Annotated in this window: 18 protein-coding genes; 15 read left to right on the top strand and 3 right to left on the bottom strand. The window is 64.7% G+C overall.

The window, feature by feature from the left end; genetic code table 11:
- Positions 1-5 precede the first annotated feature (5 nt).
- Positions 6-680 carry a response regulator transcription factor gene (locus tag GGD65_RS03130; RefSeq protein ID WP_179736462.1) on the bottom strand — a complete coding sequence of 225 codons (675 nt, stop codon included), beginning with the start codon at positions 678-680 and terminating at the stop codon, positions 6-8.
- Between the two features lie 183 nt (positions 681-863).
- Here GGD65_RS03130 and GGD65_RS03125 point away from each other — a divergent pair, with 183 nt between their 5' ends.
- From GGD65_RS03125 to GGD65_RS40065, 4 genes are all read left to right on the top strand, one after another.
- Entirely contained in the window at positions 864-1,190 is a 327-nt protein-coding gene (locus GGD65_RS03125; protein ID WP_179736464.1) for an NIPSNAP family protein, read from the top strand.
- A 128-nt stretch (positions 1,191-1,318) separates the two neighbouring features.
- Entirely contained in the window at positions 1,319-2,167 is an 849-nt protein-coding gene (gene kdsA / locus GGD65_RS03120) for a 3-deoxy-8-phosphooctulonate synthase (RefSeq protein WP_183234374.1), read from the top strand.
- Positions 2,167-3,372: an MFS transporter gene (locus GGD65_RS03115; protein WP_183234373.1), complete on the top strand. Its 1,206-nt coding sequence runs from the start codon at positions 2,167-2,169 to the stop codon at positions 3,370-3,372. Before kdsA ends, GGD65_RS03115 begins: the two co-directional genes overlap by 1 nt.
- A gap of 272 nt (positions 3,373-3,644) precedes the next feature.
- Complete coding sequence (locus tag GGD65_RS40065; RefSeq protein ID WP_246783184.1) at positions 3,645-7,085, top strand: autotransporter domain-containing protein; 3,441 nt, start codon at positions 3,645-3,647, stop codon at positions 7,083-7,085.
- A gap of 22 nt (positions 7,086-7,107) precedes the next feature.
- On the opposite strand, the gene queF is transcribed toward GGD65_RS40065, so the two are convergent.
- Both queF and GGD65_RS03100 read right to left on the bottom strand, forming a co-directional pair.
- Positions 7,108-7,560 carry a preQ(1) synthase gene (queF, locus tag GGD65_RS03105; RefSeq protein ID WP_177237123.1) on the bottom strand — a complete coding sequence of 151 codons (453 nt, stop codon included), beginning with the start codon at positions 7,558-7,560 and terminating at the stop codon, positions 7,108-7,110.
- Positions 7,561-7,611: 51 nt separating this feature from the next.
- Entirely contained in the window at positions 7,612-8,589 is a 978-nt protein-coding gene (locus GGD65_RS03100) for a lyase (protein WP_183234372.1), read from the bottom strand.
- A gap of 175 nt (positions 8,590-8,764) precedes the next feature.
- On the opposite strand from GGD65_RS03100, the gene eno reads away from it, so the two are divergent.
- The 11 genes from eno (at position 8,765) to GGD65_RS03045 (ending at position 20,111) form a co-directional block, all read left to right on the top strand.
- A complete protein-coding gene (eno, locus tag GGD65_RS03095) occupies positions 8,765-10,048 on the top strand; it encodes a phosphopyruvate hydratase (protein ID WP_183234371.1) in 1,284 nt (427 codons plus the stop codon).
- A gap of 39 nt (positions 10,049-10,087) precedes the next feature.
- Positions 10,088-11,221 (top strand): zinc-binding dehydrogenase, encoded by a 1,134-nt coding sequence (locus GGD65_RS03090; RefSeq protein WP_018320282.1) that lies wholly within the window; start codon positions 10,088-10,090, stop codon positions 11,219-11,221.
- A gap of 120 nt (positions 11,222-11,341) precedes the next feature.
- Positions 11,342-12,340 (top strand): MBL fold metallo-hydrolase, encoded by a 999-nt coding sequence (locus GGD65_RS03085; protein WP_183234370.1) that lies wholly within the window; start codon positions 11,342-11,344, stop codon positions 12,338-12,340.
- A gap of 291 nt (positions 12,341-12,631) precedes the next feature.
- Positions 12,632-13,183, top strand: a complete 552-nt coding sequence (locus GGD65_RS03080; protein ID WP_018320285.1) for an NADPH-dependent FMN reductase — start codon at positions 12,632-12,634, stop codon at positions 13,181-13,183.
- 189 nt (positions 13,184-13,372) lie between these two features.
- Positions 13,373-13,690, top strand: coding sequence for a septum formation initiator family protein (locus GGD65_RS03075; protein ID WP_018320286.1), 318 nt, complete (start codon positions 13,373-13,375; stop codon positions 13,688-13,690).
- Between the two features lie 217 nt (positions 13,691-13,907).
- The gene (locus GGD65_RS03070) at positions 13,908-14,867 is read left to right on the top strand and encodes a GAF domain-containing protein (RefSeq protein WP_183234369.1); all 960 of its coding nucleotides are present in this window, start codon (positions 13,908-13,910) and stop codon (positions 14,865-14,867) included.
- Between the two features lie 259 nt (positions 14,868-15,126).
- On the top strand, positions 15,127-16,644 hold the full coding sequence (adh, locus tag GGD65_RS03065; protein WP_018320288.1) for an aldehyde dehydrogenase: 1,518 nt from the start codon (positions 15,127-15,129) through the stop codon (positions 16,642-16,644).
- 268 nt (positions 16,645-16,912) lie between these two features.
- The gene (gene pdhA / locus GGD65_RS03060) at positions 16,913-17,935 is read left to right on the top strand and encodes a pyruvate dehydrogenase (acetyl-transferring) E1 component subunit alpha (RefSeq protein ID WP_092256959.1); all 1,023 of its coding nucleotides are present in this window, start codon (positions 16,913-16,915) and stop codon (positions 17,933-17,935) included.
- A gap of 29 nt (positions 17,936-17,964) precedes the next feature.
- Positions 17,965-19,350, top strand: coding sequence for a pyruvate dehydrogenase complex E1 component subunit beta (locus GGD65_RS03055; RefSeq protein ID WP_183234368.1), 1,386 nt, complete (start codon positions 17,965-17,967; stop codon positions 19,348-19,350).
- Positions 19,351-19,353: 3 nt separating this feature from the next.
- Positions 19,354-19,656 (top strand): DUF5076 domain-containing protein, encoded by a 303-nt coding sequence (locus GGD65_RS03050; protein ID WP_018320291.1) that lies wholly within the window; start codon positions 19,354-19,356, stop codon positions 19,654-19,656.
- A gap of 2 nt (positions 19,657-19,658) precedes the next feature.
- Positions 19,659-20,111 carry a nucleoside deaminase gene (locus tag GGD65_RS03045; RefSeq protein ID WP_183234367.1) on the top strand — a complete coding sequence of 151 codons (453 nt, stop codon included), beginning with the start codon at positions 19,659-19,661 and terminating at the stop codon, positions 20,109-20,111.
- The last annotated feature ends 36 nt before the right edge of the window (positions 20,112-20,147 follow it).

Here is a 20,147-nt window from a genome sequence, read left to right as displayed (position 1 = left end):
GGCGCTCATGGCATTTTCTTCAGGAGATAGCCGACGCCGCGAATGCCGTGGATCTCGATGCCTGCGTCGGCGTCCGCGAGTTTTCGCCTGAGACGCGAGACATGCGTGTCGAGCGCGTTGGACTGGATCTCGTCGTCGAAATTGTAGACCGCCTCTTCCAGCGCCGAGCGCAGCACGGTCCGGCCCAGGCGGCGGACCAATTTTTCGAGCACCAGCAGCTCGCGGCGGGGCAGCTCGAACGGGGTGCCGTCGATGCTGGCCTCGCGATGACCGAGGTCGAAGGCAAGCCGTCCGGCGCGGATGACGTCAGGAGAGAGGCCGGCGGGCCGCCGCAGCACGGCGCGCAGCCGCGCCAGCAACTCCTCGACCGCAAACGGTTTTGCCAGATAGTCGTCGGCGCCGCCGTCGAGCCCTGCGATGCGATCGGCGAGCTCGCCGCGGGCAGTCAGGACAATGATCGGCACACCGTCGGCGCGCGCGCGGAGCTTTGGGATCAAAGCGAGGCCATCGCCGTCGGGAAGCTGGCGGTCGAGCAGGACGGCGGCATGGACGTCGGCCGAAATGGCTTCCTCCGCCTCGGCCAGCGTCGGAGCATGGTCCACCACCATGTCGTAGCGCTTCAGCGCCGAGGCCAGCGCGCAGGCCATTTCCGCTTCATCCTCGACCAGCAAAATCCGCATGTGACAGGCCCCGAACCGCAACTGCGCCTTTCTAGCGGCCCGATCATTGCGGCAGCATTGCGGGATCTGGCAGTGCCGGAGCTCAAGCCATGCGCAGAACGCCACATGGGGCGGCCGGGCGGGCTCAAGACACCGTCGGGGCCGGCCGCTATAACCGCCGGACCTGTTCAGGGAGGAACATGAATGATCTACGAAATGCGCGTCTATCGCTGTGTCCCCGGCCGGCTGCCGGCGCTGTTGAAGCGGTTCGAGACCGCAACGCTGAAGATCTGGGAGAAGCACGGCATCAAGCAGGCCGGGTTCTTCACGACCGTGATCGGTGAATCCAATCAGGATCTGACCTATTTCCTCGCCTGGGAGTCGCTCGCCGAGCGCGAGACGAAGTGGGGCAAGTTCATCGCCGATCCGGACTGGATGAAAGCTCGTGCCGAGAGCGAAGCCGACGGCCAGATCGTCGCCAACATCGACAGCCAGATCCTGGCGCCGACGGCCTTCTCCGCGGTGAAGTGAGCGCCGGCCGGCGTTGCGCAGCCGCAATGGGAGCCCCGGCGCAACCCTGATATTCTGACCGTCCGGGCCGAATAGGGTTGATCCGACCCTCATCGCGGCTATGGTCGCGCCGAAACGAGGGATTTGCCTTGAGCTCTTCGCATTCAGCGGCGCCGGTCGTCACCATCGGAAAGGTCAAGTTCGGCAATGATCTGCCGATCTCGATCATTGCAGGACCCTGTCAGCTCGAAAGCCGTCAGCATGCGCTGGAGGTCGCCTCCGCGCTGAAGGAGATCGCTGCGCGGCTGAACATCGGCCTCGTCTACAAGACCTCGTTCGACAAGGCCAACCGCACCAGCGCGTCCGCGGCGCGCGGGCTGGGCCTCGCGCAGTCGCTGCCGATCTTCGCCGAGATCCGCTCTTCGCTCGGCCTGCCTGTCCTGACCGACGTGCACGAGGCCACGCAATGCGCCGAGGTGGCGCAGGCCGTGGACATCCTCCAGATTCCCGCTTTCCTCTGCCGGCAGACCGATCTGTTGCTGGCTGCCGCCGCGACCGGCAAGGTCGTCAACGTCAAGAAGGGACAATTCCTCGCGCCGTGGGACATGGCGAATGTCGTCACGAAGATCACCAGCGCGGATAATCCCAACGTGCTCGTCACCGAGCGCGGCGCTTCCTTCGGCTACAACACGTTGGTCTCCGACATGCGTGCGCTGCCTATCCTGGCGCGCACCACCGGCGCGCCGGTGATCTTCGACGCCACCCATTCGGTGCAGCAGCCGGGCGGGAAGGGGACCTCCTCGGGCGGCGAGCGCGAATTCGTGCCGGTGCTGGCGCGCGCGGCCGTGGCGGTCGGCGTCGCCGGCGTCTTCATCGAGACCCACCCGGATCCTGATCGCGCGCCGTCCGATGGCCCCAACATGGTGCCGCTGCGCGAATTCGAGGGGCTGATCGCCAGACTGATGGCGTTCGACGCGCTGGCAAAGAACCCGCGCTGATGCAGCAAGGCGAGGCGCGGCCGCACGATCACGGCCTGCCGGCCGCCCTCTACGTCATATCAGGTGCGAGCTTCGCCGCGGCGCTTTCGGCGCGCGCACTCGACCCGGTGTTGCCGCATGTCGCCGAGGATTTCGGCGTCAGCATTGCCACCGCCGCGGGCTTTGCCGCGGTGTTCGCCTTCACCTTCTCGATCATCCAGCCCATTGTCGGCGCCGCCGCCGATCTGTTCGGCAAGACGCGGCTGATGATCGGCTGCCTCGCGCTGCTCGGCCTTGCCAACATCCTGGGCGCGCTCTCGTCCTCGTTCTCGGTTCTGTTTGCGACCCGCATCCTCGCCGGCATCGGCTCCGGCGGCGTGTTTCCGGTCGCGCTGAGCCTGACCAGCGATCTCGTCGGGCCCGAGAAGCGCCAGGTCGCGATCAGCCGCACGCTCGCCGGCGCCATGACCGGCAATCTGCTCGGTGCCTCGGCCTCCGGCCTGATCGGCGATTTCCTCGGCTGGCGCGGCGTGCTGGCGGTGCTCGGCGTGCTCGTCATCGCCGCCTCGATCGCGGTTGCCGCCGGCTTTCGCGGCGCCAAGGTCAAGCATCCGCCGAAGACCAGCCTGTCGGCGCTGAAGGCGGGCTATCGCACCATCTTCACCAATCCGAACGCCTATGTCTGCTACTCGGCGGTGTTCATCGAGGGCTGCGTCGTCCTCGGCCTGTTTCCCTACATCGCCTCGTTCCTGTTCGAGCTCGGACAGACCTCGCTCTCGATCGCCGGCATCGTCATCGCCGGCTTTGCGGTCGGCGGCCTGTTCTACACGCTGACGGTGTCGTGTCTGCTGCCGTGGCTCGGCGTCAAGGGCATGATGATCGCAGGCATGACGCTGGTCGCCTCGCAACTCGTCGCCGTCGCGTTCGGTCCGCGCTGGGAAGTGCAGGCGCTGAATCTCATCGTGATGGGATGGGGCTTCTACATCGCCCATGGTTGTCTCCAGGTCTTCGCCAGCGAGCTCTCGGTCGAGGCGCGCGCCACCGCGCTGTCGCTGCATTCGTTCTTTTTCTTCATGGGGCAGACGGTGGGGCCGCTCGCCTATGGCTTTGGGCTCCAGCATGCCGGCAAGATGCCGACCCTGTTCGCGAGCGCCGCGATCATGGTCGTGCTTGGCTTCGTCTGCGCTCAATCGCTCAAGGCGCGGGCACCGTCCGACGCGCGCTGACGTGCATTCGGTGACTTAAGCGGCCTCGGCGCCCATCGCGACACACACGCCAAAGTCGATCTGCTGAGCGCGTATTCCAGTGCGATATCGTCGGGTGCCTGGTAAATATGCAACCTTCTGTTGCCTTACAATCACACCGTAGTGGAAATCGCCGACTCATCCGCCGACGAAACCGATCATCAGTGGCTCGCTGGCGGCGAAGCAGCTAGATTTTTCTCGTTTGAAGAATATCTGGCGATTGAGGGCAGCGTAGGGCCCCAGCGGAATTTTTGATGATCCGGGCGGACGGGGTTGGGCCCACGCGCGTGGCGCTGTTCAGCAGGGCTTTTCTGGCCGGCACAGCTCTTGCGGCGGTTGTATTGCTGCCGTCCTTGGCGCGAGCGCAGGTCTGGCAGGACGGCGGCGTCGCCAACGGCAATTACAGCGAGCCAACCAATTGGTCGACTAACACCGTCCCCGACACCGCAGGCGAAACCGCGACCTTTTCCGCCACGGGCACGACGGCCGTCACCGTCACCCTTGGCCCCATCTCACCCCAGTCCTGGATTTTCGACGCTACGTCCCAGGGCTACGCGATAAGCGGTCAGGCAGTGAATTTTGTCACCGGCATCACCAACAATGCCGTCGGCGTCGGCACTTTCATCTCGATCAGCAACAACATGACGGGCGCCACGATCTCGCAGGCAGGGTCCAGCAGGTTGACGCTGTCCGGCACCAACTCGTTCACCACCACGAGCGTTACTGCCGGGACCTTCGTCAACACCGGCACCCTGACGACGTCGCTGACCGTCAGTGCGATCGCGAGCAATCAAGGTACCCTGATCGGCGACATTACCACCACCACCGGTTTCTCCAATGTCCCAGGCGGTATCATCTCTGCGACGACCATTGCCAACAACGGTGGCATCTTCTTCAACAATGGCTCGATCACGACGACCGGCGGCACGACCAATGCCGCGGGCGCCACTTTCAACACGACGGGCACGGTCAACGGCGGGTTGACGAATTCGGGCACGGCCAACGCGAGGGGCGTGTTCAATGACGGCATCACCAATCAAGGCAGCGGCTCCTTCGCGCTGATCAACGATCTCACCACCAACGGTGCGGTGACCAACAACGCGACGTCGAGCCTGGCCGTGCAGTTCGGCAGCTTCACCGGCATCACGACGCTCACGAACAATTCGACCTCGGCCACCGCGGTCCAGGTCTCGGCTGGCCGGACGCTGAGCGCGACCAGCATCATCAACAACGCCGGCACGTTCACCAACGGCGGTACGGTGACGACAACTGCCGGGACGACGAACGCAGCCGGCGGCACCTTCACGACAACTGGAACGGTCAATGGCGGACTGACGAATTCCGGCACGGCGAACGCAGCCGGCACGCTCAACGGCAACGTCGACCATCAAAGCGGTACCTTCACGGTGACCGGTGCGCTCACCGTCAACGGTACCCTTACCACCGGCGCGGCATCCGACCTCATCGTTTCCGGCGGCGATCTCAATGTCACCACGCTGATCAATCAGTCCAACGCGATGGTTCACGCGGTCTGGATCGACGCCGGGCGTACCGTCAATGCCACCACCTTCACGAACTCCGGGGGCCAAGTCAGCGTTTCTGGAGTGCTGAACGCCACCAATACCATCTTGAACGACGGCAAGATGATCATCGACGCCACCGGCACGGTGAATGCGTCGATCAACAGCATCTCCGAATACATCGCGCTCAACGGAACGATCAACGGGAACGTCACGATCTCGGCCCCTAGCCAGTTGAACTCGGGAGGCGGCAGCGTGTCGGGACGCGTGACCCTCGCCACCGCCGGCGCGATCGCCGACGTTGCCGGTGTCGGCGCGAGCTTTGGATCGGTAGCCGGCGTGGCGGGCAGCGTGCTCGATACCGGTGCCTTCACCATGACGGTGGGCGGCGACAATTCATCCTCGACCTTCGCGGGGTCCTTGACCGGGAGTGGCTCCTTCGTGAAGACGGGCTCCGGCATCATGAGCCTGACGGGCGACGGCAGCGCCTATACGGGCACGACCACGGTCAACGGTGGCACGCTCGTTGTCGATGGCTCGATGGCGTCATCGAGCCTCACCACGGTGAACGCGACTGCAGCGCTGGCCGGCATCGGCACGGTGGGGGCGCTCCAGGTCGCCGCGGGTGGCATTTTTTCGCCGGGTGGTGCGGGCGGGCCGGGAACGTCCATGACGGCGGCAAGCCTCGCGATGCAATCAGGGGCCCTGTTCAGTGTTTTCGTCGATCCCGTAACCTCCAGCTTTGCCAATGTGACGGGAAGCGCAACACTTGGCGGCGCCACCGTCGGTGCGCATTTTGTCGCTGGCTCTTACGTCGCCAAGCAGTACACGATCCTGAATGCGGGCAGCATCAGCGGCCATTTCGATCCCATCGTGGCGAACACCGGCCTGCCGTCGGGCTTCCACACGACGCTGAGCTATGACACCACTCATGCTTATCTGAATCTTGCGCTGAACTTCGCGCCGCCGTCCGGCAGCCTCAATGGCAACCAACAGAGCGTCGGCAACGCCATCATCAACTATTTCAACAGCAACGGCACGATCCCGATGGCGTTCGGTGGCCTCACGCCGGTCGGTCTGACCCAGCTCTCTGGCGAGGTCGGCAGCGCCTCGCAGCAGACCACGTTCAACGCGATGAACCAGTTCATGGGCGTGATGACGGATCCGTTCGTGGCCGGCCGTGGCGATCCCGTCGGCGCCGGCGGCGCGCCGAATGCCTTTGCCGAGGAGAGCATGACTTATGCCGCGAAGGGCGTGAGCCGCTCGAAGGGCGAGCGCGACGCCTATGCCGCGATCTACGCCAAGGCACCGCCAATCGTGCCAGGGTTCGAGCAGCGCTGGAGCGTCTGGGCGGCGGGGTTCGGCGGAGCGCAGCAAACCGACGGGAACACCACCATCGGTTCGAACACCACCACAAGCAACCTCTACGGCACCGCGGTCGGCGCGGATTATCGCATCTCCCGCGATACGCTGGTCGGTTTCGCGCTCGCCGGCGGCGGCACCAACTTCACCGTGACCAATGCGCTCGGCGGCGGCCGCTCCGACCTGTTCCAGGCTGGCGCGTTCTTCCGGCACATCGTCGGGCCCGCCTATATCACCGGCGCGCTGGCCTATGGCTGGCAGGACATCACGACCGATCGCACGCTGACGGTTGCTGGCGTCGATCGCTTGCGCGCCGAGTTCAACGCCAACGCCTATTCCGGCCGGCTCGAGGGCGGCTACCGCATCGTCACGCAGGGCGTCGGCTTCACGCCCTATGCCGCGGCCCAGTTCACCACCTTCGACCTGCCGGCTTACGCCGAGCAGGCCATCGTCGGCAGCAACCAGTTTGCGCTGGCCTACAATTCGAAGAGCGTCACCGACACCCGCACTGAGCTCGGCCTGCGCACGGACAAGGCCTTCGCGCAGGCAGATGGCATTGTCACGCTACGCGGCCGCATCGCCTGGGCGCATGATTTCAATCCTGACCGCGCTATCGGGGCCACGTTCCAAACTCTGCCCGGCGCGAGCTTCATCGTAAACGGCGCGCCAATGGCCTCGGCCTCCGCGCTGGTGACGGGATCGGTCGAGAAGAAATGGCTGAACGGCTGGTCGGCCGCTGGCACGTTCGAGGGCGAATTCTCGGGCGTCACGCGCTCTTACGCAGGCAAGGGCGTCGTGCGGTACGCGTGGTGATCGCAGGCGCGGGACGCGCGGCTCACCCCCGCCCGCGATAGGGCGCGACGCCTTGCTCCGGCACCCACAGGCCCTTGGGTACGCGGCCGGTCTGCCAGAACACGTCGATCGGGATGCCGCCGCGCGGATACCAGTAGCCGCCGATCCGCAGCCATTTCGGCTTGATCTCGCCGGCGATGCGCTTGCCGATCATCACGGTGCAGTCCTCGTGGAAGGCGCCGTGATTGCGGAAGCTCGCGATGTAGAGTTTGAGCGATTTCGATTCCAGCAGCCACGCATCAGGCGCGTAGTCGATCATCAGATGCGCGAAATCCGGCTGGCCCGTCACCGGGCAGAGCGAGGTGAATTCCGGCACGGTGAAGCGCACCAGATAGTCGGTGCCCTTTTGCGGATTGGGCACGCGGTCGAGCTGGGCGTCTTCCGGTGTGTGCGGCCATTCGACCGCGCGACCGAGCTGGAGGGATTTCTTCGCCATCGTCGTCACATCCTGTTTCGGATGCCGGGATGGACGCAAATGCCGCTGCCGTCAACCGGCCGCGATCGTCTGGATCATGACGATGCGATCGTTGCCGGACTCGCAGCCCCAGAGCTCGCCCGGTCGGCCGTCGAGCTGGCGCACATTGGCGTTGGCCCTGTCGCTGGCGAAGACGTTGAACGTCTCAGTGGCGGGATCGAAGCGCACGATGGCGTTGGCCGAAAAATCCGTCAGCCAGACCTTGTCCTTGTGGTCGACAAAGACAGCGTAGGCGCGGGGACGCTCGCCCGGCAGCTTCCAGCTCTTCCAGGATCCGTCGGCGGGATCGTGCACCGAGACTTGGCCGCTGTTCCACTCGCTGACCCAGATCCGGCTCTTCGAATCCGACCAGACGCGCCGCGATCCCTGGTTCGGCGTCGGTGGCGCGACCACGGCGGCATCGCCGCTTGCCGGGTCGATCTTCGCGATATAGCTGCCGGCAAGCGAGGCGTACCAGACCTCGCCTTTGGGCGTCACCGTGATGCCATAGGGGCCGACGCCCTTGGGCGCCTTGAACACATTCATTTCGCCGGACCGCGGCGCGAGGCGGCCGTAATAGCCGGACTGGCCGGTGAACCAGTAGGTGCCTTCCTTGTCGAACACGCCGGTGTTGAGATTGGCCGAGGCGAACTTTTCCGGCAGGCGGAACAGCGTGACCTTGAAATCGCCGGGATCGACCCGTGCGATCGCGTTCTGGCCGCCCTCGGTGATCCAGGGCGCGCCATCGGGGCCGACGGTCACGCCATGCGGCGCGGCGCCCTGACCGAGGCCGACCGTCTTGAAACTGCCATCCCGGGGATCGAGCCTGCCGAGCAAGCCCTTGCCCTGCGCCGTGAACCAGACCGAACCGTCAGGGGCAGGCGTCAGATCGTGCAGGCCGATACCGGCACTGATCGGGAAGTATTTTGTCCGGAACGGGCCCTCCTGGGCAAAACTTGGGCGAGCCACGAACAGGGCGGTGCTGGAAGCAAGAAACTGGCGGCGATTCATGGCGTTACCCCGACTGCTTGGGATTGAGGATGCACGCACAGACCGATGCCCTCGACCTTAATCCTGGCGCCTTCACGCGTCAGTCGAAGTGCCACCCTCAAGCGTTCACATTTGCTTGCGGCCCGTGTAAGACCCGCGGCGAACCGATCAGCTCCAACGAACGGAAGTGCACATCATGACCGCCATCATTGACATCATCGGCCGCGAAATCCTCGATAGCCGGGGCAATCCCACCGTCGAGGTCGATGTCGTGCTGGAGGATGGCGCGCTCGGCCGCGCCGCGGTGCCGTCCGGCGCCTCCACCGGCGCCCATGAGGCGGTGGAGCTGCGCGACGGCGACAAGGCGCGCTATCTCGGCAAGGGTGTCAGCAAGGCGGTCGGTGCCGTCAACGGCGAGATCTTCGAGGCCTTAAGCGGTCTCGATGCCGAGCAGCAGGCCCAGATCGACCAGATCATGATCGACCTCGACGGCACCGCGAACAAGAGCCGGCTCGGCGCCAACGCCATCCTCGGCGTCTCGCTCGCCTGCGCCAAGGCGGCTGCGAATTCGCTCGACATGCCGCTCTATCGGTATGTCGGCGGCACCTCGGCACGCCTCTTGCCGGTGCCGATGATGAACATCATCAATGGCGGCGTGCACGCCGACAACCCGATCGACTTCCAGGAGTTCATGATCCTGCCGGTCGGCGCCTCGTCCTTCGCCGAAGGCCTGCGCTACGGCGCTGAGGTCTTCCACACGCTGAAGTCGGAGCTGAAGAAGGCCGGCCACAACACCAATGTCGGCGACGAGGGCGGCTTTGCCCCGAACCTGCCGTCCGCCGATGCCGCGCTGGAATTCGTCATGAACGCGATCGGCAAGGCCGGCTTCAAGGCAGGGACCGACATCGTGCTCGGCCTCGACTGCGCCTCGACCGAGTTTTTCAAGGACGGCAAATACGTCTATGAAGGCGAGGGCAAGACCCGCTCGATCTCCGAGCAGGCCAAGTACCTCGGCGACCTCGTCTCGCGCTATCCGATCGTCACGATCGAGGATGGCATGTCGGAAGACGACATGGACGGCTGGAAGGAGCTCACCGACCTGATCGGCAAGAAGTGCCAGCTGGTCGGCGACGACCTCTTCGTCACCAACGTCAAGCGCCTCGCCGACGGCATCAAGACCGGCCGCGCCAACTCGATCCTGATCAAGGTCAACCAGATCGGCACGCTGACCGAGACGCTCGCCGCCGTCGAGATGGCGCACAAGGCCGGCTACACCTCGGTGATGTCGCACCGCTCCGGCGAGACCGAGGATTCCACCATCGCCGACCTCGCGGTCGCCACCAATTGCGGTCAGATCAAGACCGGCTCCCTTGCTCGTTCCGACCGCACCGCCAAATATAATCAGCTCCTGCGCATCGAGCAGCAGCTCGGCAAGCAGGCGCTGTATGGTGGCAAGGCCGCAGTGAAAGCGCTGGCATAAGCCAGCGACTCGAGAAAAGACGGACAGGGGAGGATCGACATGAGCGACGGCAAGACCGGACTGCAACTGCGTTCGCTGCTGAAGAAGAGCGGCGAGCTGGAATTGTCCCTCGTGAATGTCCCGACCCCGGAGCCGGCCGACGATGAGGTCGTGGTTCGCGTCGAGGCGACACCGATCAACCCGTCGGACCTTGGACTCCTGATCGGGCCCGCCGACATGTCGGCCGCCAAGGCCTCCGGCACGAAGGAGATGCCGGTCATCACCGCGACGATGCCGGAGGCTGCGATGCGGATGATGGGAGCCCGGCTCGATCAGTCGCTGCCGGTCGGCAACGAGGGCGCCGGCACGGTGATCGGGGCCGGATCGTCGGATGCTGCGAAGGCGCTGATGGGCAAGACCGTATCAATGATCGGCGGCGCGATGTACACGCAGTACCGCGTGCTGAAGGTCCGCGACGTCATGGAGCTGCCGGCGGGCACCACGGCCGCGGACGGCGCGTCCTGGTTCGTCAATCCGCTGACCGCGCTCGGCATGACCGAGACGATGCGGCGGGAGAACCACAAGGCGCTCGTGCACACCGCCGCCGCCTCCAATCTCGGCCAGATGCTCAACAAGATCTGCATCAAGGACGGCATCGGCCTCGTCAACATCGTCCGGAGCAAGGAGCAGGCCGATATCCTGTACAAGATCGGCGCCAAGCACGTCGTGGATTCCAGCGCGGCGAGCTTCACCGAGGATCTCACCAATGCGCTGGTCGAGACCGGCGCCACGATCGCCTTCGATGCCATCGGCGGCGGCAAGCTGGCCAGCCAGATTCTGACCGCCATGGAAGTTGCCGCCAACAAGACGGCGAAGGAATACAGCCGCTACGGCTCCAACGTGTACAAGCAGATCTATATTTACGGCAGCCTCGACAACCGTCCGACCGAATTGAGCCGGTCGTTCGGACTGACCTGGGGCGTCGGCGGCTGGCTGCTGACGCCGTTCCTCCAGAACATCGGTCCGGCCGAGATCGGTCGCCTGCGCCAGCGCGTCGCGTCCGAGCTCAAGACCACCTTCGCCAGTCACTACACCAAGGTGGTGTCGCTGACCGAGGTGCTCGATCCCGCCAACATCGCGGTGTACGCCAAACGCGCCACCGGCGAAAAATTCCTCATCAACCCAAATAAATAATCGTGATCTGCGACCGCAGGTCACCGAAGGAAGGTCTTGCCTTCTGAGCGAAGCCGGAGATTATTCCGCCGCCATTTGAACGCGGAAAAAACCGCGGGGCGCTCAGAAGGGGACCTCTCCATGACTGATCTCAATCGCCGTCATTTGCTCACGGGCGCCGCTGCACTCGGTGCGGCTGCCGTATCCGGCTTCGGGCCGACCGCGGCCAATGCCTCAGTGCCGCCGACCGGCACGCAAGCGCCGGGCTTCTATCGCTACAAGGTCGGCAGCTACGAGTGCACCTCGATCAATGACGGTGCGCGCACCTTCCCGATGCCGGATAAGTTCGTCGCCAACATACCGAAGGACGAGGCGCTGGCGGCGGGTGAGGCGGCTTACATGCCGAAGGGCATGGTCACGATTCCGTTCAACCCGCAGCTCATCAATACCGGCTCGAAGCTCGTCCTGATCGACACGGGAAACGGCATTGCCAATCTCGAGGCGAGCAAAGGCGCTGTCGGCCGCACATTGCAGAACCTCCAGGCTGCTGGCGTCGACCCCAAGAACGTCGACGTTGTGCTGCTGTCGCATATGCATGGCGACCACATCAACGGCATTCGCCTGGCCGACGGCGCGTTGGCCTTTCCGAATGCGGAGATCATGGTGCCCGGCCAGGAGTGGGAGTTCTGGGCCAGTGAGGAGAACGCTGCCAAGGCCGAGTCCAATCAGGCGCTGAAGAACAATTTCGCCAACGTGAAGAAGATCTTCGCTGGCCTCGAGTCCAAGGTGACGAAGTACGAGTGGGGCAAGGAGGTCGCGCCGGGCATCACCTCGATCGCAACTCCGGGTCACACGCCGGGCCACACCTCGTTCGCGGTCGCATCGGGCGATGCCAAGGTGCTGATCCAATCCGACGTCACCAACATCCCGGAATTCTTCCTGCGCAATCCCGACTGGCACGTGATTTTCGACATGGATGCAGCGATGGCGCAGGCGACGCGCCACAAGTTCTACGACATGGCGGCGGCGGAGAAAGCAACCGTGGTCGGCTTCCACTTCACGTTCCCGGCGGTCGGTCATGTCGTGAAGGACGGCGCCAAATACCGCCTGGTCCCGTCGGCGTGGAATCCGACGATCTGATCGGGGTTAGCCGTTCGTGCGAAAGATCGGGCCGCCGCTTGGCGGCCTGATTTGTTTGGAACGAATGTCGCGGATCAATCGTAGCCCGGATGGAGCGCAGCGTAATCCGCGACCAGCGTAGCTTGGGGCAGGGCCCTGGATTGCGCCGCGCTCCATCCAGGCTACGTCCCAAACATCTGCTTTCGTGAAACACAGCGTTTCCAAATCGGGCCGGTTCATGCACTTGCATTAAATGATCCGGATCGCTTAAGTGCCTCCCGGCACTCCAGCTCAAGCCCTCAAGGACAATCCATGGCCTACAACATCGTCACGATCGCCGGCAGCCTGCGCAAGGACAGCTTCTCGCTGAAGATCGCCAATGCGCTGGCCAAGCTTGCGCCAGCCTCGCTCAAGCTCGAAGTCGTCACGCCGGCCGGCATCTCGTTCTTCAACCAGGACCTCGAGGGCGCGCCGCCCGCGGACTGGCTGGCCTTCCGCGACAAGCTCCAGAAGTCGGACGGCGTCATCTTCGTCACCCCCGAATACAATCGCGCCATTCCGGGCGTGCTGAAGAACGCCATCGACGTCGCCTCGCGGCCCTACGGCAAGAGCTCGTTCAACGGCAAGCCGGTCGGCATCGTCTCGAATTCTCCTGGCCCGCTCGGCGGCGTCAGCGCCGCAAAGACTCTACAGAACATCCTGCCGGGCATTGCGGGCCCGATCATGCAGCAGCCGGAGATCTATCTGAACGCAGTCGGCGATGCCTTCGACGCCGGAGGTAACCTCACCAAGGACTCGCTGAAGCCCGTGCTCCAGGCCTATATCGACGCCTTCGCCGCGCATGTGACTAAGCACCACGGCTGAGGCGAATCACGCTCCGTCATGGCCGGGCTCGTCCCGGCCATCCACGTCCTTGCGGACACCAAGAACGTGGATGCTCGGGCCTTCGCCGCGCCGAAGCGTCGGCCGCGCAGGCGGGGCAAAGCCCGGGCATGACGATCGTCGGCAGGGGCAATTAATACCGCCTTAACCAACCTGTCCCATCTTCCCAAGATGGTCTCCCGCGCGCGCCTGAAATCGATCCTGACCGGTCTTGCCCTCTACGCGATGGCGGCCGCCATCGTCGGCTATTTCGGCGTCAACGCCTATACTGGCAAATACGGCCTCAACGCCCGCCAGGAGCTCGACCAGGAGATCATCGCGCTGACCAGCGAACTGGCCCAGCTCAAGCGTGAGCGCGCCAGGAGCGAGCAGCGGGTGTCGCTGCTGCGGTCCGAGAGGATCGACCCCGACATGCTGGACGAGCGGGCGCGCTTCCAGCTCGATTACGTCAATCCGCGCGATCTCGTTCGGATGATCCCCGCGCATTAGCGCTTTCCGCAGCTTTCGAAACCGACAACGAAAGTCGCTGCCGAAATCCGACCACAGTGCCTTTCCTCCTGCGAAGGTCGTAAGTCCGGAACCGGGCGGCCGCCTTGACGGCAGTGCCGCGGCGGGCCCATGGCTTCTGGTGGCACTCTTCCGAAGTTGACGCAGATCAAGCGGGCAGGGCCGGCACGTTCTAGTCTGTCATCCGGAGGAAACAGTGATGAATGGGTCAATGCCCCGGCATCACGCGGCCCGTGTCGAGGCCGCCATCGCGTCAGGCCAGGCGGCACGATCCGCGCTTGTGGCCTCGTGGCGCCGTTCGTCCAGATTGCATCATCTCGATCCCGGCGGCCGCACCTCGCCGATGCGGCTGACCGAAGCCGAATTGCATCAGGCGCGCGAGCGCATCGCGCCGCTGCTGGCCGCAGCGCAAGGCGCGATGGACCGGCTCTATCAGGCCGTCGGCGCGAGCGGCTGCTGCGTGCTGCTCGCCGACGGCGAGGGCGTGCCGGTCGATCGTCGCGGCACAGCGGCGGACGATGCCACGTTTCAATCCTGGGGGCTGTGGACCGGTGCGCTCTGGAGCGAGGAGCACGAAGGCACCAACGGCATCGGCACCTGCCTCGTCGAGCAGCGTCCGCTGACGATCGACCGCGACCAGCATTTCTTCACCCGCAACACGCTTTTGAGCTGCACCGCCGTTCCGATCTACGACCATGAAGCGGCGCTTGCGGGCGTGCTCGACGTCTCCTCCTGCCGCGCCGATCGCACCGACGCGTTTTCCAGTCTGATCGCGCTTGCGACGGGCGAGGCGGCCAAGCGTATCGAGGCCGATCTGTTCCGCACGGCGTTCAGCCATGCCCGCATCGTCTTGACCCAAGCTGCGGACGGTCAATGCGGAGGCCTCATTGCGGTCGATGCGGACGATCTCGTGATCGGCGCAACCCGCTCCGCCCGGGCTGCGCTCGGAATCGCGCCCGGCCGGGCCTTGCAGCCGGTGCCCGCAACCGATCTGCTCGGCGGCGATACCGCGCGCGATCATCTCGCCGGCGGGCAGCGCGCGGTGGTGCAGCGGGCGCTGCTTCGCGCCGGCGGCAATGTCTCGGCGGCCGCCAAGGCCCTCGGCGTCAGCCGCGCCACGCTGCACAGAAAGCTCAAGCGGTTCGAACTGAACCACTGAGCCGCGCTGCTACCTCAATCATCATTGCGGTGTTGATGCCGCGCGCTCGGCACTCCAGGCTCGTGCCCGGACGCAGCGCGTCGCTCTTTTTGCGACGTGGTGCGAGAGTGACGCGGCCCGCGACTGTCGCAGAACTGCGACAGGTCGGCCCCGCCATCGCTCCCATCGGGGCTGACAGAAAACACCTCCCGCGACATCGTCCGCGCAAGTCGCGAGTCACGCGACGAATTGCGCAAACAGCAAACATCGGGAGTGATCAATGAACAAGGTGGAATTCCTCAGCGTCACCAAAGTTCCCTTTGCCGAACGCTATGACAACTTCATCGGCGGCAAATTCGTCGCGCCGATCTCAGGCAAATATTTCGACAACGCCTCGCCGGTGAACGGCCAGGTCGTCTGCAAGATCGCGCGCTCGGACGCGCAGGACGTCGAGCTGGCCCTCGACGCGGCGCATGCCGCCAAGGGTGCCTGGGGCCGTACCAGCGTCGCCGAGCGTGCCGCGGTCCTGAACCGGATCGCCGACCGCATGGAAGAAAATCTCGAGCGTCTCGCCATCGCCGAGACCTGGGACAACGGCAAGCCGATCCGCGAGACCCGCGCCGCCGACATCCCGCTCGCCATCGATCACTTCCGCTACTTCGCCGGCGTGGTGCGGGCCCAGGAGGGCTCGATCGGCGAGATCGACCACGACACCATCGCCTATCATTTCCACGAGCCGCTCGGTGTGGTCGGCCAGATCATCCCCTGGAACTTCCCGCTGCTGATGGCCTGCTGGAAGCTCGCCCCCGCGCTCGCCGCCGGCAATTGCGTCGTGCTCAAGCCCGCCGAGCAGACCCCGGCCTCGATCATGGTCTGGGCCGAGATCATCGCCGACATCCTGCCGCCAGGCGTCCTCAACATCGTCAACGGCTTTGGCCTCGAAGCCGGCAAGCCGCTGGCATCGAGCCCGCGCATCGCCAAGATCGCCTTCACCGGCGAGACCACGACGGGCCGGCTGATCATGCAATATGCCAGCCAGAACCTCATTCCGGTCACGCTGGAGCTCGGCGGCAAATCGCCGAACATCTTCTTCAACGACGTCACCGCCGAGGACGACGATTACTTCGACAAGGCGATCGAGGGCTTCGTCATGTTCGCGCTGAACCAGGGCGAGGTCTGCACCTGTCCGAGCCGCGCGCTGGTCCACGCCGACATCTATGACCGCTTCATGGAACGGGCGCTGAAGCGCGTCGCGGCGATCAAGCAGGGCGACCCGCGCGATGCCGCCACCATGATCGGCGCGCAGGCATCCGGCGAGCAGCTCGCAAAAATCCTGTCCTACATCGACATCGGCAAGCAGGAGGGCGCCAAGGTGCTCGCCGGCGGCGGACGTGCCGAGCTTGGCGGCGATCTCGCCGGCGGCTTCTACGTCAAGCCGACCGTGTTCGAGGGCCACAACAAGATGCGAATCTTCCAGGAGGAGATCTTTGGCCCCGTGGTCTCGGTCACGACCTTCAAGAACGACGAGGAGGCGCTCGAGATCGCCAACGACACGCTCTACGGCCTCGGGGCCGGCGTCTGGAGTCGCGATGCCAACCGCTGCTACCGCTTCGGCCGGGCCATCCAGGCCGGCCGGGTCTGGACCAATTGCTACCACGCCTATCCCGCCCATGCGGCGTTCGGCGGCTACAAGCAGTCGGGCGTCGGTCGCGAGACCCACAAGATGATGCTCGATCATTATCAGCAGACCAAGAATCTCCTGGTCAGCTACAGCCCGAAGAAGCTCGGCTTCTTCTGATCGAGGTGCGGAGAGGGCGGCGCCATCTTGGCGCCGTCCGCTCCGAAGGCCCGGATCGGCATGGTCCATAGTTCTTGATCCGGCCACGAATCTGCACGCGCACGTGGCGCGCATAGATTTGTTGCCCGATCAGCGCCAAAGATTTTCCAATATTTCGGCCACGTTGCACTGCGGCATAATGAAAGTCGTGCCATGCCGCTGCGGTGCTTTCCAAGGGCGTTTGAGTTGGGTTAGAGAGGACGAAAGTTTTCTCTGACCCGGAATTCCCATGGCCGCACCCAAGAAAGCCGCCGCAAGCACTCCACAGGACAAGACCGACGGCGGTTCGCCCCCGGAATTCACGAAGGAGCAGGAGCTCAAGGCGCTCCGCGACATGCTCCTGATCCGGCGTTTCGAGGAAAAGGCCGGCCAGCTCTACGGCATGGGCGCGATCGGCGGCTTCTGCCACCTCTATATCGGCCAGGAGGCCGTGGTGGTCGGCATGCAGATGGCCCTGAAGCAGGGCGATCAGGTCATTACCGGCTATCGCGACCACGGCCACATGCTTGCCACCGGGATGGATGCCAACGGCGTCATGGCCGAGCTCACCGGCCGCCGCGGCGGCTATTCCAAGGGCAAGGGCGGCTCCATGCACATGTTCAGCAAGGAGAAGCACTTCTACGGCGGCCACGGCATCGTCGGCGCCCAGGTCTCGCTCGGCACCGGTCTCGCCTTCGCCAATCACTATCGCGGCAACGACAATGTCAGCGTCACCTATTTCGGCGACGGCGCGGCCAACCAGGGCCAGGTCTATGAGAGCTTCAACATGGCGGAGCTCTGGAAGCTGCCGGTGATCTTCGTCATCGAGAACAACCGCTACGCCATGGGCACCTCGGTCTCGCGCGCCTCGGCGCAGCAGGATTTCTCCAAGCGCGGCGCGTCCTTCAACATTCCCGGCAAGCAGGTCGACGGCATGGACGTCCGCGCCGTCAAGGCCGCCGGCGACGAAGCCGCCGCCTGGTGCCGCGCCGGCAAGGGTCCCTTCATCCTGGAGATGCAGACCTATCGCTATCGCGGCCACTCGATGTCCGATCCTGCAAAATATCGCACACGCGAGGAGGTCGAGAAGGTCCGCCACGACCAGGACCCGATCGAGCAGGTGCGCAACCGCCTCCTGGCCGCCAAGGTCAGCGAGGCCGATCTCAAGGCGATCGACGCCGAGGTGCGCGACATCGTCAACGCGTCCGCCGATTTCGCCCAACATGATCCCGAGCCGGATGCCGCCGAGCTCTGGACCGACGTTTACCGCTGAACGCGCGCAAGCTTTCTTTTGGAGTCGATATGCCAATTCAAGTGCTGATGCCCGCGTTGTCGCCCACGATGGAGAAGGGCAACCTCGCCAAATGGCTGAAGAAAGAGGGCGAGACGATCAAGTCCGGCGATGTCATCGCCGAGATCGAGACCGATAAGGCGACCATGGAGGTCGAAGCGACCGACGAGGGGACGCTCGGCAAGATCCTGATCCCCGAGGGCACCGCCGACGTCGCGGTGAATACGCCGATCGCGACCATTCTCGCCGACGGCGAAAGCGCCGCCGATCTTGCCAAAGCGCCTGCACCGGCAGCGCAGAAGGCTGCCGAGTCCGCACCGCCCGCTGCCGCGAAGGCCGAGGCGCCCGCACCCAAGGCCGCTCCTGCGCCGCAGGCCGTCGCCGAGCCCGATCCGGAAGTGCCCGCGGGCACCGAGATGATCACGCAGACCATCCGCGAAGCCTTGCGCGATGCCATGGCCGAAGAGATGCGCCGCGACGCCGACGTCTTCGTGATGGGCGAAGAGGTCGCCGAATATCAGGGCGCCTACAAGGTCACGCAGGGCCTGCTCCAGGAGTTCGGCGCCAAGCGCGTCATCGACACCCCGATCACCGAGCACGGCTTTGCCGGCGTCGGCGTCGGTGCCGCGATGACGGGCCTCAAGCCGATCGTCGAGTTCATGACCTTCAACTTCGCCATGCAGGCGATCGACCAGATCATCAACTCCGCGGCCAAGACGCTCTATATGTCCGGCGGCCAGATGGGCTGCTCGATCGTGTTCCGCGGGCCGAACGGTGCGGCTGCGCGCGTTGCCGCCCAGCACAGCCAGGATTATTCGGCCTGGTACTCGAACGTCCCGGGCCTCAAGGTCGTCGCACCGTTCTCGGCTGCCGACTACAAGGGTCTTCTGAAGGCCGCGATCCGCGATCCCAATCCGGTGATCTTCCTCGAGAACGAGGTGCTCTACGGCCACACCGGCGAGGTGCCGAAGCTCGACGATTTCGTGATCCCGATCGGCAAGGCCCGCATCGTGCGTTCTGGCAGCCATGTCTCGATCATCTCCTGGTCGAACGGCATGACCTATGCGCTGAAGGCGGCCGACGAGCTCGCCAAGGAGGGCATCGAGGCCGAGGTGATCGACCTGCGCACGCTGCGTCCGATGGACACCGAGACCATCATCAACTCGGTGAAGAAAACGGGGCGCGCCGTCACGGTGGAAGAGGGTTGGGCCCAGAGCGGCGTCGGCGCCGAGATTGCCGCGCGCATCATGGAGAACGCCTTCGATTATCTGGATGCGCCGGTTGCGCGCGTCTCCGGCAAGGACGTGCCGATGCCCTATGCCGCGAACCTGGAGAAGCTCGCGCTGCCCTCGGCGGCAGAAGTCGTCGAGGCCGCCAAAGCCGTCTGCTACAGGTAGACCATGGCGGGCCCGAAGGAGCAGCCACTTCCGCCCGACGTCATGACCCGCGACGACGCGGTCGAGATCCTGCGCGTGTTCGTGCTGGACGGCGGGCTGTCGATGGCGTTCCAGCGCGCCTTCGAGGAGCCCGACATGTGGGGGCTGCTGCTCGTCGATCTCGCCCGCCACGCCGCGCGCGCCTATGCGCGCGAGAGCGAATATACCGAAGAGGACGCGCTGAACCGGATCCTGGAGATGTTCCAGGCCGAGATCGAGCGTCCCACCGACACCGGCACCACGACGCCGCGCGGCAAGGGACACTGACCGTGGCGATCGAATCCCATCATTTCGATTTCATGCTGGAGGCGATCCGCGAGGCGGAGGCCTCGATCGCGCAGGGCGGCCTGCCGATCGGCGCGGTGCTGACGCGCGACAACAAAATCATCGCCCGCGGCCACAACAACCGCGTGCAGGAGAACAATCCGATCCTGCACGGCGAGATGAGCTGCCTGCGCGAAGCCGGCGCGATCTCGTTTCACGACACGGTCATGTACACCACGCTGTCGCCATGTTCGATGTGCGCCGGTGCGCTGGGGCTGTTCAAGGTCAAGCTCGTGGTGATCGGGGAATCCGTCACCTTCGAGGGATCCAAGGACATCCTCGACAAGTTCGGCATCCCCTGGATCGACCTTGCCGACGATCGCTCCATCACCATGATGAAGAATTGGCGTTCCATCCCTGCCAATGAACGCCTGTGGCAGGGCGACATCGGCAACTAAACCTGGTCTGTTCGTCTCCGCTGTCGGAGGCGACGT

Source organism: Bradyrhizobium sp. CIR18 (genome assembly GCF_014198295.1).
Classification (GTDB): Bacteria; Pseudomonadota; Alphaproteobacteria; order Rhizobiales; family Xanthobacteraceae; genus Bradyrhizobium.
The sequence above is the reverse complement of the archived record's forward strand: the minus strand, read 5'-3'. Positions and strand labels throughout refer to the sequence as shown.